The 14,743-nt window shown below is 69.6% G+C and carries 9 protein-coding genes; 3 read left to right on the forward strand and 6 right to left on the reverse strand.

Going from position 1 to position 14,743, the window contains the following annotated elements:
- Nucleotides 1-302: 302 nt before the first annotated feature.
- The 3 genes from ACZ4N5_RS19685 (at nucleotide 303) to ACZ4N5_RS19695 (ending at nucleotide 2,646) form a co-directional block, all read left to right on the forward strand.
- Nucleotides 303-920, forward strand: coding sequence for an RNA polymerase sigma factor (locus ACZ4N5_RS19685; protein WP_467758333.1), 618 nt, complete (start codon nucleotides 303-305; stop codon nucleotides 918-920).
- On the forward strand, nucleotides 917-1,969 hold the full coding sequence (locus ACZ4N5_RS19690; protein WP_467758334.1) for a CU044_5270 family protein: 1,053 nt from the start codon (nucleotides 917-919) through the stop codon (nucleotides 1,967-1,969). The genes ACZ4N5_RS19685 and ACZ4N5_RS19690 overlap by 4 nt, the downstream gene beginning before the upstream one ends.
- 254 nt (nucleotides 1,970-2,223) lie before the next feature.
- The gene (locus ACZ4N5_RS19695; RefSeq protein WP_467758335.1) at nucleotides 2,224-2,646 is read left to right on the forward strand and encodes a hypothetical protein; all 423 of its coding nucleotides are present in this window, start codon (nucleotides 2,224-2,226) and stop codon (nucleotides 2,644-2,646) included.
- 300 nt (nucleotides 2,647-2,946) lie between these two features.
- Here the strand turns inward: ACZ4N5_RS19695 and ACZ4N5_RS19700 are convergent, their stop codons facing one another.
- The 6 genes from ACZ4N5_RS19700 to ACZ4N5_RS19725 all read right to left on the reverse strand — a co-directional run bounded on the left by ACZ4N5_RS19700 (nucleotide 2,947) and on the right by ACZ4N5_RS19725 (nucleotide 14,740).
- Nucleotides 2,947-5,505: a pullulanase X25 domain-containing protein gene (locus ACZ4N5_RS19700; RefSeq protein WP_467758336.1), complete on the reverse strand. Its 2,559-nt coding sequence runs from the start codon at nucleotides 5,503-5,505 to the stop codon at nucleotides 2,947-2,949.
- 172 nt (nucleotides 5,506-5,677) lie between these two features.
- Nucleotides 5,678-6,211, reverse strand: coding sequence for an alpha-amylase family protein (locus ACZ4N5_RS19705; protein WP_467758337.1), 534 nt, complete (start codon nucleotides 6,209-6,211; stop codon nucleotides 5,678-5,680).
- A 701-nt stretch (nucleotides 6,212-6,912) separates the two neighbouring features.
- Entirely contained in the window at nucleotides 6,913-8,121 is a 1,209-nt protein-coding gene (locus ACZ4N5_RS19710; protein WP_467758338.1) for a DUF2235 domain-containing protein, read from the reverse strand.
- Between the two features lie 149 nt (nucleotides 8,122-8,270).
- Nucleotides 8,271-8,795 carry a peptidoglycan DD-metalloendopeptidase family protein gene (locus ACZ4N5_RS19715; protein WP_467758339.1) on the reverse strand — a complete coding sequence of 175 codons (525 nt, stop codon included), beginning with the start codon at nucleotides 8,793-8,795 and terminating at the stop codon, nucleotides 8,271-8,273.
- Between the two features lie 48 nt (nucleotides 8,796-8,843).
- Nucleotides 8,844-9,728: a peptidoglycan-binding domain-containing protein gene (locus tag ACZ4N5_RS19720; protein WP_467758340.1), complete on the reverse strand. Its 885-nt coding sequence runs from the start codon at nucleotides 9,726-9,728 to the stop codon at nucleotides 8,844-8,846.
- 305 nt (nucleotides 9,729-10,033) lie between these two features.
- Nucleotides 10,034-14,740, reverse strand: a complete 4,707-nt coding sequence (locus ACZ4N5_RS19725; protein WP_467758341.1) for a hypothetical protein — start codon at nucleotides 14,738-14,740, stop codon at nucleotides 10,034-10,036.
- Between the last annotated feature and the right edge of the window lie 3 nt (nucleotides 14,741-14,743).

Below are 14,743 nucleotides of genomic sequence, written 5' to 3' on the forward strand. Positions count from 1 at the left end.
CGACGCCAACCGCGACCGCGGTGGGATCGACGGCAGCGCCTCGGTGAACGTCTTGCGCCGGCACTGCTCGTTGACGACCCGACGGGCGTGGGCGTCCCCCGGGATGGTGCCCGGACGAGCCCCGGGCGCTGGGCACCGTGCCGATCGGTATCTACGGAGGAGTGGCACGTAAGGACGGCTGAGCGGCAGCGGCCCTGTTCGCTGCGGGCACCCATCGCATTCAGGGTGTGACGCACGCCACGGGAACTTCGGGCGGGGCATGGAGAGTACCGAGTGTGAGTCATAAAGAACCAGCGGAGTCCATGCGTGCGCGCATACGGGCGGGGGACCGGGCGGCGTTCGCCGAGCTCTACGACCAGTACGCGCGGGCGGTCTACAACCATGCCCTGCGGCTGACGGGCAACTGGTCACAGGCCGAGGAGGTCATGTCCGAGACCTTCCTTGCCGCCTGGCGCGGCCGGGAGCGGCTGGAGTCGGACGGCGGATCGCCGGCGCCCTGGCTGCTCGGCATCGCCACGCACAAGGCGCACAACGCCAACCGGAGTCTGCGCCGGCGGCTCGCCTTCCTCGCACGCAGTCCGCAGTCGCGTCCAGTGGAGGACTTCGCGGAGGAGGCGGCAGGGCGGATCGACGACGCCCGCCGGCTCGCTCTGGTCCACGAGGCGCTGGGCCGGTTGCGTCGCCAGGAGCGCGAGGTGTTCGCCCTGTGCGTGTCGGCCGGGCTCGACTACCGGCAGGCCGCGGAGACGCTCGGCGTCCCCGTCGGCACCGTGCGGTCGAGGCTGTCGCGCGCCCGGGCCCGGCTCGCCCGGCTCAGTTCCGGGCAGGGCAGCGGAAAGACGGAACCTCCCGGTCCCCGCGGAGAGATGGAGAGTGAGGCCGCGTTCGCGGCCCTGTTCCTGAAGGAGGAGACCCGATGAACGCCGACGGTCGACGGACCGAGGAAGCGCTGGAGTTGCTGTCCGCGCCGGCCGAATGGGACCTCCGACCGGGACGACACCTCCACTACAAGGACGTCCTGATGCAGCAGATCGACCAAGACCTCGGCCACGCTCCCGCCGCCGCGGCCCCGGCACCGCGCCGCCGGCTGACGCGTCCCGCCATCCTGGTGCCCCTCGCCTCGATGGCGCTGGCCGGAGCGCTGGCCGTCACCCTCACCGGCACTGGCAGCGGCCACGGCTCCGCGCCGACGGACCGGGCGGCCACCGGCAGCGCCCGCGCCCAGAGCGCCTCCGTCACCCTCCACCGGATCGCCGTCGCCGCCATGGCCAGTGACGTCACGCCGGTCAGGGACGACCAGTTCGTGTACGTCAGGAGCCTGACCGTGTCGAACAAGGGCAGGTTCGAAGGGCCCGTGAAACTCGGAGCCCCGCATACGGTGGAGACCTGGACCTCGCAGGACCCCAGGCCCCTCAAGACCACCGGCTGGATGCGCGAGTCCGGCAAGGACGCCGTGATGCCCGGTGAGACGATCCCCATCGAGTCCACCGACGCGGTCCCGGCGGGGATCGACCACCCCACGTACACGTGGCTGTCCTCGTTGCCGACCGACCCCGACGCCCTGCTCGCCCTGCTGCGCCGCGAAGTCCGCGTGTCCGACGGCGAGTCCAGGGAGCAGGCCGTCTTCTCCCTGATCGGCGATCTGCTGAGCCAGACGCTCATGCCGCCGCAGAACACCGCCGCGCTGTACAGGGCGGCCGCGAAGATACCGGGCGTCAAGGAGATCCCGGACGCCGTCGACGTGGCCGGCCGACACGGGATCGCCATCACACGCGAGGACGCCTCCTCCGCCACGCGCGACGAATGGATCTTCGACAAGCGCAGTCTCGCGTTCCTCGGCGCGCGCGGCTTCATCACCCACGACAAGCAGAAGGGCATCACGACCGACACGCTGATGGGCAGCACAGCCGTGCTGCGGCGCGCCGTCGTCGACCAGCACGGCGAGAAGGCCGCAGGGGCCGACAGCTGATCAGCAGGGGGCGACGCGCGGGGGCTCTGCCGGCCCACCCGAGTTCGCCCCCTACCTGCCGGGGTTCGCGAGGGGCGTGCAGGCTGCCGACCGGTTTGCCCGGCGTGCTCGCGCCGCCTGTGGGCCGCCCGTCGTGCGGCTGTTGCGCAGGCGAAGGTCGGCGAGGGCTTCGATCGTGTCGGGGCCGACGGTGAGGGTGGGATGATCCTGTCCTCTCCGGTACTCCTGGCGACGCCACGTTCACCGGATCGCCGGTGACCGACGAGAAAGACGAAGGATCGATGACGCTGAACGTGGGCCAACGGGTGCGGCTGGCGGCGGATCTCCGGTTGGCCGGGTCGGTGACCCCAGCCGGGGAGCCCCCGGAGGAGACGGGTGCCTTCGCAGCCTCTCTGGTCCTGGCGGCAGGCATCGAGGGCACTGTCGAGCGTGTGGACGAGCATCACCGGCAGCAGAGCCACGAGGTGCGTGAGTACCTGCGCCTCAAGTCGCTCCTCGACGACTTCGGCCACCAGATGCCGTCGGAGAGCAGAAAGCAACTGGAGGAGCAGGTGGGGGACTTGGAAGAGCAGTGGGTCGCCTACCAGCGACGGGTGCTCCGCGTCACGGTCCGCGTCCGGCTCGACAACGGATTCGTCCTCGACGATGTCCCCGAGGAGGCTTTCGCCTTGGCCTGATCATGTGCTCCGACCAAGGTGCACGTGATCACGACGAAGGCCGTGAAGGCGAGTCTGCTGTTGAAGCCGTTGCAGGGGACGATGCCGCGACCTGCGATGGTCCCGCGGGGACCAGCGGAGCGGACACGATCCCCGGACGAAAGCAGCTCGGCCACTGCCGCGAGCAGGTGGCGGTCCTCACCTGATGGTGACCGCCTGGTGCCGCTGGTGGCTCTCACCGCGGTGTCCGGGTTGAGAGGCACCCCGAGGGGTGCCTCTCGCCGGTCGGTCTGACCGTGCTGTTCGAGACCCGCGGTGTTGTCAGTTCTTCTTGAAGACCGTCACCGCCAGGCTCGCGCAGGCGTTGTCGCTCGCGGCGACGGCGCCGGTGGTGTCGAGCACCTTCGTCCAGGTCCCCGGCGGCAGCGCCACGTTGTAGGTGCTGCCGGTGGGGTTGTCGACGACGACGGTGTCGTAGGTCGTGGGCGCGGCGGGGTTCGAGCTGAAGCGGCCGATCACCACCGAGCCGTCGACGGTCGCGGACACCTGGTTGTGCACCGCGCCCCAGGTGGTGAGGCGCAGGGCCGCGCCGGCCTTGCGGAGCGCGATGGCGTCCTTGTAGTAGCTGAAGATGTTGGCGTTGGCGGTCTTGTCGCCCCAGTGGATCGCGTTGACGGCGTCGGAGGCGGCGTAGGAGTTCATCGCGGTCGGGTAGTCGCCGCTCACGACCTTGGAGCGGAGGAACTCGTCGCCCTCGGCGATGACCGGGACGCCCTCGGAGGTGAGGATCATGCCGACGGCGAACCGGTCGATGCGGCCGGCTGTTCCGGTGGCTCCGCCGGTCGCGCCGGAGTACGTGATCTTGTCGTAGAGGTTCAGGTTGTCGTGGATCGAGGCGTAGTTCATGGTCTGCTCGGGGTCCTCGGCGAAGGCCGGGGTCCACAGGTTGGAGACCGGGGCGGTGCTGTTGGCGTCCGTGGGTGATCCGCGCATGCCGAAGGCGATGGCAGAGGCGTTGCCGGCGCCGCCCATGTAGCCCATGGTGTTGGTGTCCGTGCCGCCGCGGATCGCGTCGCGGTAGACGCCGTTGAAGACGCCGAAGTGTGCGGGCGCGAGGGTGGGGAGGTTGCCGTAGCGGACCTTCTGCGGTTCCTGCGGGTCGCTCGCGCCGCCGTTCCAGGGCTCCCCGTACATCATCAGCGTGCGACCGGCGTAGGCGGTGTTGAGGTAGTTGGCCCAGGTGTTGACGTTGTTGGTGTAGTGGACGCCGACCAGGTCGAAGCGGAAGCCGTCGACGTTGTAGTCACGGACCCAGTGCTCCAGGGAGTCCTGGATCATGTGGCCGACCATCGGGTTGCCGTCGTCGATCGAGTTGCCTGTGCCGGACAGGTCGGTCGAGGTGTAGTACTTGCCGGTGATGTTGCCGAAGACGCTCTTGCTGAAGGTGTGGTTGTAGACGACGTCCATGACGACGCGGATGCCGTTCTTGTGGAACACGTTGACCATGTCCTTGAACTCGCGGATCCGGTCCTCCGGTGCAGTGAACTGCGAGAACTGCTCCTCGGGAACGTTGTAGTCCACCGGGTCGTAGCCCCAGTTGGGCACGGTGCTGCCGAAGTCGAACGAGGGCATGATCTGGACGGCGGTGACGCCCAGCTCCTTCAGGTGGTCGATGCCCGTCTTCGCGCCGTTGTCCGTCGTCCCGGTCTGCACCAGGCCGAGGAACTTGCCACGCTTGGCCGCGTCGACGCCGGAGCTCGCGTCGATGGTGAAGTCGTGGACGCTCAGCTCGTAGACGACCGCGTCCTCACGGTTCGTCAGGGCCGGGCGCGCCGCCCAGCTGCCGCCGGTGGGCGTCACGGCGGCGGTGTCGACGACCACGCCCTGGGTGGTGCCGGGGGTGGTCATCTGGGCGTAGGGGTCGGGGACGGCCACACCGCCGACGTAGAACTGGTACGTCTGATCCTTCAGGTCCCCGCTGACGACGGTCTGGTAGACGTTCGTGTAGCCGCTGAGGGTCGTCGGGCTGAGCGGGTGGCTGCTGCCGCCGATGCTGACGCTGACGTTGGAGCTGTCCGGCGACCAGAGCCGGAAGGTGGTGCCGGTCGGGGTGTACAGCGCGCCGAGGGTGTTCAACGAGGACGTGCCGCCGCCGTTGCTCACGACGGTGACCCAGTGGGTCGCCGAGTTGTAGGAGAAGGTGGTGGTCGCCCCGGCCGAGGGCACGTCGAAGGCGATGTCGGCGCCGTTGGCCGTGCCGCCCGCGCCGTAGTTCACGGTCCAGGACTGGCCCAGGGTCACCTTGGTGTTCCAGCTGCCGGCCGGGATCGCGGTGGTGCTGTAGGTGTAGACGCCGTCGCCGTCGGGGTCGGTCATCTGTGTCGTGGCGCAGGTGGCGGACCAGTCCGCGCTGCAGCCGAGCTCGGACTGGTAGTCACCGGCCGCCGTGACGGCGGGTCGGGCGGAGTCGTCGGTGACCAGGTGGGTGTTGGGGTCGTAGACGAAGTCGACGACCTCGCCGCCTGCGGGGACGGTCATCGAGATGTTCGAGCCGCCCGCCACGCCGCCCGCGCCGTAGTTCTCGGTCCAGCTGTCGTTGATCGCGATCTTGTAGTTGTAGCTGCCGCCCGGGATGTTGAACGAGGCGGTCCAGGTGCCGTCGGCCCGCGGGGACATCTGGGCCTGCGGGCAGTCCGGCTGCCAGTCGGCGGCGCAGCCGATCTCGCTGTCGAAGGTTCCGGCCAGGGTGACCGCGCTCGGCGCGGCGGCGCTGGCGGGGAAGGAGGAGAGGGAGACGGTGCCGGCGCCCAGCAGGGCGGCGGACACGCCGAGGATGGCGGCTCTGCGCATTCCGGCGCGGGGGTGTGGTCTGCGGCTCATGAAGGGGAGTGCCTCCGGGCATGCCGAGGTCCGACAGGTACACGCAGCGGCCTGCGACTGCCCGTACCTGCCGTTCTCGGGCGGGGTGGGGTGGAGTGGGAGCGCGGGGGTGGGGACGCGAGCGACGGGGGGAGCCGACGGGTCCCCGGGGGCCGGGAGTGGTCGGCCGGTGTCAGCGCCAGGAGGCGTTGAGGATGACGGTTCCGGGAGCGGGGGTGGTGCAGGAGCGGTTGGGGTACTCGTCGAAGCCGACTGATACCTGCCCGGCCTGGCCGCAACTGCTGTGGGTGCAGGGGCTGTTGGCGTCGGCTGGCGGCGAGCCGTCGCTGTTGTTCCAGTCGAAGCCGGAGTGGACCTGCGGGGTGCCGTAGCCCCGGGCGAGTTCGAACTCGGTGGCCAGGGTACTGGTGGAGCCGTACTGGTAGTTGAGGGTGGAGCCGTTGCGCTCGGTGTCGTGGTTGGCGACGACGAGGGCCGGCTTGTTGCTCGGTTTCATCCCCCAGGACCGCCCAAAGGTCTTCAAGTTGGCGGTGTTGCGGGTGAACCGGCTCTTGATGCTGGTCCCGTAGTCGAACTCCAGCAGGTCACCGGTCGGCTCGAAGGCGGAGGGCACGAGCGAGCCGGGGCTCCCGGGCATGACCTCCAAGTCCTCGGGCGGCGCGACCTGGACGGCGCCGTAGCCGTAGGGCCGAGCACGTTGGTGCACTCGGACGCGACGGAGTTCCGGTTCCACCGGAACGGGTTGGCGATGACGTCGTTGCCCGTGCCGGGCGGCGAGGCCGCTGCGGGCGTGCTGCCGCCGACGAGGCCGAGCGGCAGGACGGCCGCGAGGAGGACGGTGAAGGCGAGGGCGGCCTGCAGTCTCCGGGATCTGGGATCCGGGAGCTGTGGGCGCGTGGAGGGTGAGGTGCATGTGCGGCTCCGGGGCATTGCTGTGGGTGGATCGTCCGCGGCGACGGTTGCCGCGACACCGGGACCCGACCCGGGAGCGCCGCACCGCGCGGGCACGACAGTGCCACCGCGCGGAGGAGTCGACAAGACTCATGGAAGAATTTGCTGCAAGTTTCTACCAAGTGTTTCAAGTTGCTGTCGTTGCACCGGACTCCGAGCTGGTGGCGGAGAAGACCGCCTCCTCAGATTCGCCGGCGGTCGGCGTGCCGCCGCGCCGGCCACCAGGGTGTGAATCTCGCCGGTGCCTTCGTGGGGGAGCACCGATTCCAGGTGGTCGGCGTGGCACAGGCCCCCTGTCGGCCACGACGAGACCCTCTTCGGCACGGTGGGCCCGGAACGGAACCCCCAACCGGAGCTCAGCGAGGCCGCGCCCGGTCAGGCACGGTCGAGCCCCGCGCGTTCGACGTGCGCGACGAGACGCCGCTCCTTCACCGGCGGCAACCCGTGAGCGTGTTGTCACTTGGTACGGCGAGACCCACGCAGCGCGTCGGTCGCCGCTCCCGTTTCGGATGCCGCGGCGGACATGGGCGGCAGACCCGCGGCAAGTCCCGGCAGCAGCACGGGCTCCAGCCGGATCCGGTCCTGGCGGGCGAGACACCGCTCCAGCTCCGGCGGCCGGTAGTGCGGGTCCGTGTCGTAGCGCTCCTTGGCCGGTACCGCCAGGAATTCGTTCCCGTCGAGCACACCCTCGCCGTTCGCGGCCCTGCCCAGAGGCCGGTGCAGAGGCCTGGCCAGTCGGTACAGCCCTGTCCGTGAGGCGTGCAGGTCCCCCGAACTGTCGGGCCGTACGCGGAAGTCGATGCTCTCTCGTGTCGTCGTCCCGCTCTGTCCGGCCTCGGTGAGCACGTCGGAGTCGAACCGCAGACCGAACCTACGGGCCTGATCCACGATCCACAGCAGCGGGATGTCGGACAGCCCGGCTTCTTTGTAGCCGCCACCGACATCGCAGTGCACCCCGGCGAACCAGACCTGCTTCAGTTCCTGGCCCTGCTCTGCGGCGTAGGGCTGTTGGTGCCAGAGCGTCGGCTGGAAGGACGAGCGCTGCTCGTCGATGGCCAGCGCGTGGAAGGCACCCTTGACGGAGCGGCTCAGGTCGGTGTCGTGGAACGCCCAGCGGTGGTTGAACCAGTTCACCGCCGGCCGGAGCCACGCGGCGTCCGGGACCGGGATGCCCAGGGCGCCGACCGTGTCCCACACCCCGATGAAGCGGATCTCCGTCTCGCGCGCGTAGGTGCGACGGAACAACGTGGAGGCCGCGCCGCTCGGCCGCTCGATCCGGTCGCGGTACAGGGCCCAGGCCTGCCGGATCCGGTCGGCCTTGTCGCGGCGCAGGATGCCGCAGTTGTGTACCAGCCCCGCCAGACTGCGTGCGGTGAACGCGCCACGGCTGAAACCGAAGAAGAACAGTTCGTCATCGGGCTCGTACGTGTCGACGAGGAACCGGTAGGCGTCGAGGACGTTCCGGGACAGGCCGACGCCGAACGCGCCGCCGCTGAGGCGCTCCCATCTGTGGGTGCCGACACCGCTGTGGTAGTAGACGCGCTGTTCCTTCCCGGCCACGGATCCGGGGAGCACGGACAGGGCTACCTTGGTGAGATTGGTTCTGCTCGGCTGATCGGCGAAGTTCCATGTGCCGTCGCAGCAGATGACCAGGCGCTTGGCCATACGATCCCTCCTCGCGAGAGCTCGGAGCGGAAGCGGTGCGTATCACCGCATCCAGACTGTGCAGTGCGGGCGCCGTGCGCGTGTGAGTGCTTCGGGAACCGGCCGCAGCCGTGCGTCGTCGTCCTGCTCCGGCCCCGCCCGCTCGCTCCTCAGTTGACGGTCGGCGGAGAGCCGTCCTGCATGAAGGTCACGGTGTTGACGGCGTCCGTGTTGGCCGAGTCCAGGAAGAGCTTGTACAGGTCGACACCCTGGTAGGTACCGTCAGGGGCGCCGCCGATGATCTCGACCAACGCCAGATGGAGATGGGTCGCCGTCGGGTCGAACCGGAGCACCGTGCCCAGCAGGTCGCCCCTGCTGACGAACGAGTCGACGCCCAGTTCGTCCGGAACATCGGTGAGATGGGTGTAGAAGCCGCCCATCATGTCGTTCGGGGCCCGCATGAACAGTTGGGCGCCGTAGACCTTCTGGGTGTCCGCGGCAGGGTCGTGCGGCGCGTATTTGGTGACGTGGGCATCGAAGGCGGCGAGGATCTCTGTGCCTTCGTCAGCGCCCAGATCCATTCCGAACTGGATGTACCACTGGGGCGGTTGATGGCCGCCTTGGTTGGGCCCGCCGAGACCGCCGGTGAACCCTGACGGGAACGGATTGGAAAGATCGATGTCGAAGGAAGCCATGACGTGCGTCCTCTCGTGTTCACATGGTCGCTGAACGTCTCGCGGCGCCTACGCTGAAAGCACGTTGAAACCCGCGTCGGTGAGCTGAGAGCTCAGGGCGCTCAAGGTGGCGGCGTCGTCGAACTGCCCGTTCGGCGGGTCGATGTCGTTGGCGTTCTGGAACGCGCGGACGCCGGCCTGCGTGCTGGGGCCGTCCGCGCCGTCCTGGCGGCCGGGTTTGAAGCCGAGAGCCAGGAGCGCGCCCTGTACGTCGAACACGCTGGAGAGCGTCATCGCGATCTGTTCCACGGGCTGGCCCTGATCCGCCACGATCTGGGCCAGCAGGAAGTGCTCCCGGTCGAGATTGTTCCGGATCCGGATGGTGCCTTCGTCCGGTGTGAAGTGACACTGATCGGCGGCCGTGTTCCAGTCGTGGTCGGCGACGGCTCCGCGGAACTTGGGGAAATCGTTGAGTGTCGGTCCCAGCGCCCAGCACATGCTCAGGGTCGCCAGTTGCGCGTTGGCCGGCCAGTCCGCGAAGTCGCTGAACTCCGCGCGGGAAAGCAGGACCGACTCCATCTGGTCGAGTTTGGCGAAGACGCCGCGATCGATCTCGTCGTTGTCCAGATGCAGCGAGGTCAGCGGCGGCTTGAAGGCGTTGTGCCCTTGGGGTGCCAGTTCGAGGTGCCCTTTGACGGTGTCCCAGTCGGTGGCGACCTGGTCGGCAGTCGCTTCCGAGCCGTCGTCGTTGACCAGCCAGCGGAGCTCCCCGGCCTCGGCCAGCGAGCGTTCTCGTTCCGCATCCGTCGGCGCCGAGTTGGCCTGCACCGTCTCGTCCAGTTTGTTGCCGATGCCCGTGCTCACCCAGCCCTTCTGGTCCAAGTACATGAAGGGCACGCGGCCTTCGAGCGGATCGTTGAAGTCGATCCAGTAATTGCGGACGCTGTCGAACATGGTGAGGTCTCCGTCCACCACGACACATTGCCTACGGACTCGTCCGGCCCGTTTCCGTGTCCCGGGACTCCGGGTCCCGCGACCTCTCTGCCTCCTCTCCTGCCTCCGGGCTCACGTCCGTCCGGTTGACGCGCCAGGATCGGACATATGCCCCTGGTATTGAGCTTGGCTCCTGCGTGATTCTCGTGCAACTCGGGTTCGTCATCCGGTGAGTTGTGTGGTCGTGGGGCTGGTGAGGGCGGACCGGGTCGAGCGCGGACGTTGGACTTCGCCGTGCCCGTAGACCCCGCGGCGTCTGCGTGAGGTCAGTGATGAGGGAATCCGCCATGTCCGCCTCGGCCTTCGTGTCCGCCGTCGCCCTCGCCGTCGCCGTGCCGCCTGTCATGCCGTTCGTGCCCGTCGTTGTTGTCGTCGTCCTGGCCGCCGGGCGCCGGGGGAAGATCGACGGTGTCGCAGTACAGCACCGGCCCGGGAGGCGTGGGGGGCGTGGGGGCATCGGCGGGGATGCCTTCGGTCTCGATGACCGTCAGGCGCAGCGGCACCCCTGGCCTGACGGGCGGTACGGGGACCTGGCCCGTGTAGAAGGGCCGGTGCGAGGAGTCCGCGTCGATCGAGGTGAGGAGGGTTGATGTGTCCTCGAGGGTCACCCAGCCGAGGTCGTCGTCGGTGACGGTGTCATGTCGGCGTTGCACCATGGCGGTGAGCTGCGGCGGCGGGGAGTCTGTGGGGTCCCAGGACGGGCCCGTGACGCTGACCGAGAGCACCGGGCCGGGCCTGACCGTCAACTCGCGGTCGGGCAGGGTGCGCACCAGGTCGGCGAGGACGACCGAGGAGATCTCCTGACCCGGGACCGACTCCGGCTGGAACCGGACCAGAGCGAGCCGGACGAACGGCAGACAGGCGTCCCCGGTGTCCACCTCCAGGTCGAAGAACCAGCGGCCGTCCTTCTCGTCGGCGTCGAACTGCGGGCTGAAGCCCACCACCGTGACGGGAAGCGGGCCGGAGGGCGTGGGCACCGACAACGGCCCGGACCGCTGGACCGCGTTGGTGAACATGTCCGCGGTCGGGGCGACGACCCGGGCGGAACGGTGAATGGGGTCGCGGCCCATCAGAGTGACCCAGGAGTCCCGTACCGAAGCGGGGTCGCCTCCCGGTGGCTCGCCGAGGACCACACCGAGCAGTTCGCCGTCCCCGGAGGAGTACCAGGGACGATCCACGTACACCCGGATACCGCCACCGAGCCGACGCTGGACGAGGGCACCGGACGGGCCGGCGTCCCGCTCCAGCGCGAGGGTGGGCATGCAGTACAGCAGGCGTGGGGCCGTGGGCGCCGCGCTGCTGGGTACCGAGTGCTCCTGCGGCGCTCCCGTCACGGTCAGCGCGCTCTCGCCGGGATCGGCGAACTCTGCGGGGAAACAATCGGCGAACTTGCTTCCGGCCACGGGGCGGTAGCGCACCGTGCGGTGTCGGGTGTCGCCGAACTCGTGTTTCTGGAGGACGGGCGGAGCGATGGCGGCCTTGGCCGCCTCCTCGACGCCGAGAGCTCTCGACCGCGCCGCGTCTTTACTGTGCCTGTCCGCCTCCTCCGGATCGCCCGCGGCCTTCGCCGCGTCGGCGGCACCGGCGGCGCTCGCGGCCGCTGCCCGGGCAGCCTTCGCACTGTCGTCGGCCGCCTTGGCCACATCCGCGGCCGCCTTGGCCCGGTCCTCGGACGCCTGTGTGCTGAAGGTCAGGACGCCGTCGTGGAGGACGGCGACCTGGGGACCGGGGGTGCCGGGCGGGTCCGCCTGCTCGGTCAGGATTCCGAACACCGGGGCGGTCATCGGCCGGGTGTCGCGGCCTGCGGGTCCGCCGTCCGTCACCTCGGTCCATTCGGCGACGAGTTCGATCCGGCCCGTACTGGCCTCGTCCAGCGCGATGGTGCCCGCGAGGTGTTCGGCCGTCGCGCCGGCGGCTCGCGGGGGCGCCGAGTGTGAGAGGTTCAGCACCGGTGTCCTCAGCGGCTGTTGCACCGCGTGCACGAGAATCAGTTCGTGCCAGGGGGTGAACATCCAGTGCCGGCCGGCCGCGGCCAGTTCCAGGACCCCGTCGGTCTGCGGCACCTCAGCTGTCGCGCCTGCCGCGTGGTCCGTCTCTGTCCCGGTCGCAGGTCCGGGTGTCCGGTCCGGGTCCTCCTGACACCACGTGGCCAGGCCCATGAGGCCCGCGTCGAAGTCGATGCCGGAACACACCCGGACGGTCGCCACGGCGCCCTTGGGCAGTGACACGGTCAGCACCCGGGAGGCGTCGTCGAAGCGGGGCGGCGCCGTCCCCTCGGCCAGCCGCACCCGGAAGGACCTGGGGCGGTGCCAGACGCTGCCTCCCCAGGGGACGACGAAAGGCTGACCGGCGGGCAGTCCCGGAAGGTCCAGCAGGACGGCTCCTGTGGACAACGGGTCGGGAAGATAGGGCAGTTCGATCTGCTCGCCCGCGTGCACGGCGATCGTCGCCGGGTGGTCGGGGTCCGCCGCGGGGGAGTCGACGGGCTTCAGCTGCACACCCGGATGCGGGTCGCTCAGGGAGCCGTTCTCCCTGCTCGCCAGGGCGTAGACCGTGTCCTGGGCGTTGTGGTCGGTGGAGCCGATCGCCGTGTCCAGCAGCCCGTGCCATTCCACGCACTGAAGTGACGCTTTCGGTGCCACCAGATGACGTTCGTCGACCCCTTGGTACGCGGCGTGCCCTTGGGAGGAGACCAGTGCCGACTGGTTGAAGTCCGCGGCGAACTGCTCCGCGGTGCTGCCGTTCGCGGGCGCGGGGCCGGTGCCGCAGTCGACAGTGAAGCCGCACTTGCGGCCCAGCTCGGTCAGGGACTGGCAGCCGGGGTTCCCGTCGGCGTCCGCCCCCGAGAATCCCTGCACTTGCTGCTCTGCGGCATAGGCGTTCCTCGTCTGATCGCCGAAGACGCCGTCCGCGCCGCCCAGCAGGGGGTGGCCGGCGGCGATGAGAGCGTTCTGGACGGTGCGGACTTCGTCATTGGTCCGGCCGAACTGGACGTCGGCCAGGGCCACCGACGTCGTATGCCCCTCGGGACCGGGAGGACCGGCCGGGGGTGGCTCGGCACCCGGGCTGCTCCGGATCACCATCCGCACGGCGGAGGCGCCTTCGCCGAACGGGAGCCTGGGCACCACGGCCGGCGCCGGGACTGCCTCGAACCGCTGGAAAGGCTGTGGCCCGACATCGGGGAGCGTCGTACCGGGCGGGGCCTTCAGCGCGGTGGCCTCCGTGACATCGAGGCCGTTGCCCGCCAGGTCGACGGTGCGCAGCCGTACACGGTACCGATGGCCGAAGCGCAGTCTGGGCAGTGAACCGGGCCGAGCCTTGACCGTGATCTCCAGCGGCACCCCCGGCGGCGCGTCGTTCTTGGGCGGCACCGGCTTGTTGGGAGGCAGGTGATCGACGGGCGAGCCCAGGTCGGTGTCCAGCACCAGGCCCGGACGGGGTGCCGACAGCGACCAGCCGTGCCAGGAGACCAACTGCTCGGGTACGTAGAGGGGCGGATCCGTCGTCGGTGGGACGACATCGTGCGGCGGTGAGGCGAGGTGCGCCTGGAAGAAGCCTTCGTCGGATGCGGTGAGCAGGAGTGGCCCGGCACCGGGCTTCCGGTATTCCACGTCGCGCTCGTGCAGCGAGAACCATGCCTTCCGTGTCTCGTCCCAGACGTCCAGCCGGTGGCCACGGACCAGGTCCTGAGCCAGGAGCTCGGGGGCGTTCGCGCTGTCCTGAGCGTGCGGTGGGGAGGCATCCGCGTTCTGCGGAGTGCCTGGGCCGGCTCCCGGCGTCTCCCCGGCGGACGCGCCGTCCGTGGCTCGTTGCACCGAGACCACCTCGGAGAAGGCACTTTCGTGATCGGCCGCCCGTTGGAACTCCGTCTGCAAGCTGACCGCGCGCTCATGCCTGATCAGGGAGAACCCGTGGGTTCGCACGGGAGACAGCCCCTTGGCGTCCTCGGGGACCGACAGCAACTTGAACGCGGCGCCGTCGATGTCGGCCTGTTCGAGACGGAAATCCTTCGCCAGCACCACCAGGCCGCGGGACGGTGATGCCAACGGGTCGCCGTCGGCAGAGGCCTGCGCCGCGGGAACGAAGACACGGCGGGCGGGGTCGAGGGGGTCGGTGGAAAAGACGTAACGCGTCCGGCAGGACACGTCGAACGCGCCCTGCTTCAGTGTGGACGTCCAGTGGGGGATGACCGTCAGCAACCGTTCGCCCGAGGAGGCGGGGAGCCGGTCGGCCGGCAGGAGGAAGTCCAGGACCAGTCCGAGGCGGCGCAGCAGGACCGGGTGGTCGCCGAGCGAGGTGAGCATCGTATGAAAGTCGGCAGGGGGCAGCGAAGGCGGAGGCGGTGGCGGCGGGTCCGGCTGGTTGTCGGCGGCCAGTCGTTCGCCGACGGTAGTACTCCGCTGAGGGACGCTGTGGAACGCGTTCAGGTCGGCCAGGTCCTGGGGCACCCCACCGTCCTGCGTGACAGGGGCGCTGAGCTCCTCCCTACCGGTGTGCGGGTCGGCGCTTCGAGGGTTCAGCGCAGCCCTCGTCGAGGGCGGTGCCTCGGGGGAGCCCATGGCCGCTCCGACGTAGACTCGCTTGGTATAGGCGCTGACCTGGGCGGTCGAGTAGGTGGGCAGCTCCCGCCCGTTCGACGGCGCGAAGGAGTAGGGCTCCAGCGGAGTGTCCTCGTGGAAGAGGCTCTTCCACAAGTCCGCGTCGGGGGCCGGGCCCTGCGGCCTGAGGGGGCCGGTGAAGGGTTCGCGCTCCACGGGCTGCGTCCCGGTGCCGTCCTCCTCGGTGGCGAACTCGAAGGTGGCGTCCTTGAGCTTGTCGGGCCAGCTGACGAAATCGCCGAAGCCGGACAGCGTGCTGCCCTCGTGCTCGGGCTGCAACCGGGGGGCGAAGAACACCGATACCCGGGCCTGGGTGCCGTCGTCCGACAGCCCGGCGGGGAGAACGGTCAAGTTGATGTGCTGTTCGAGCGGCATGGT

Source organism: Streptomyces sp. NPDC026500 (assembly GCF_055567635.1).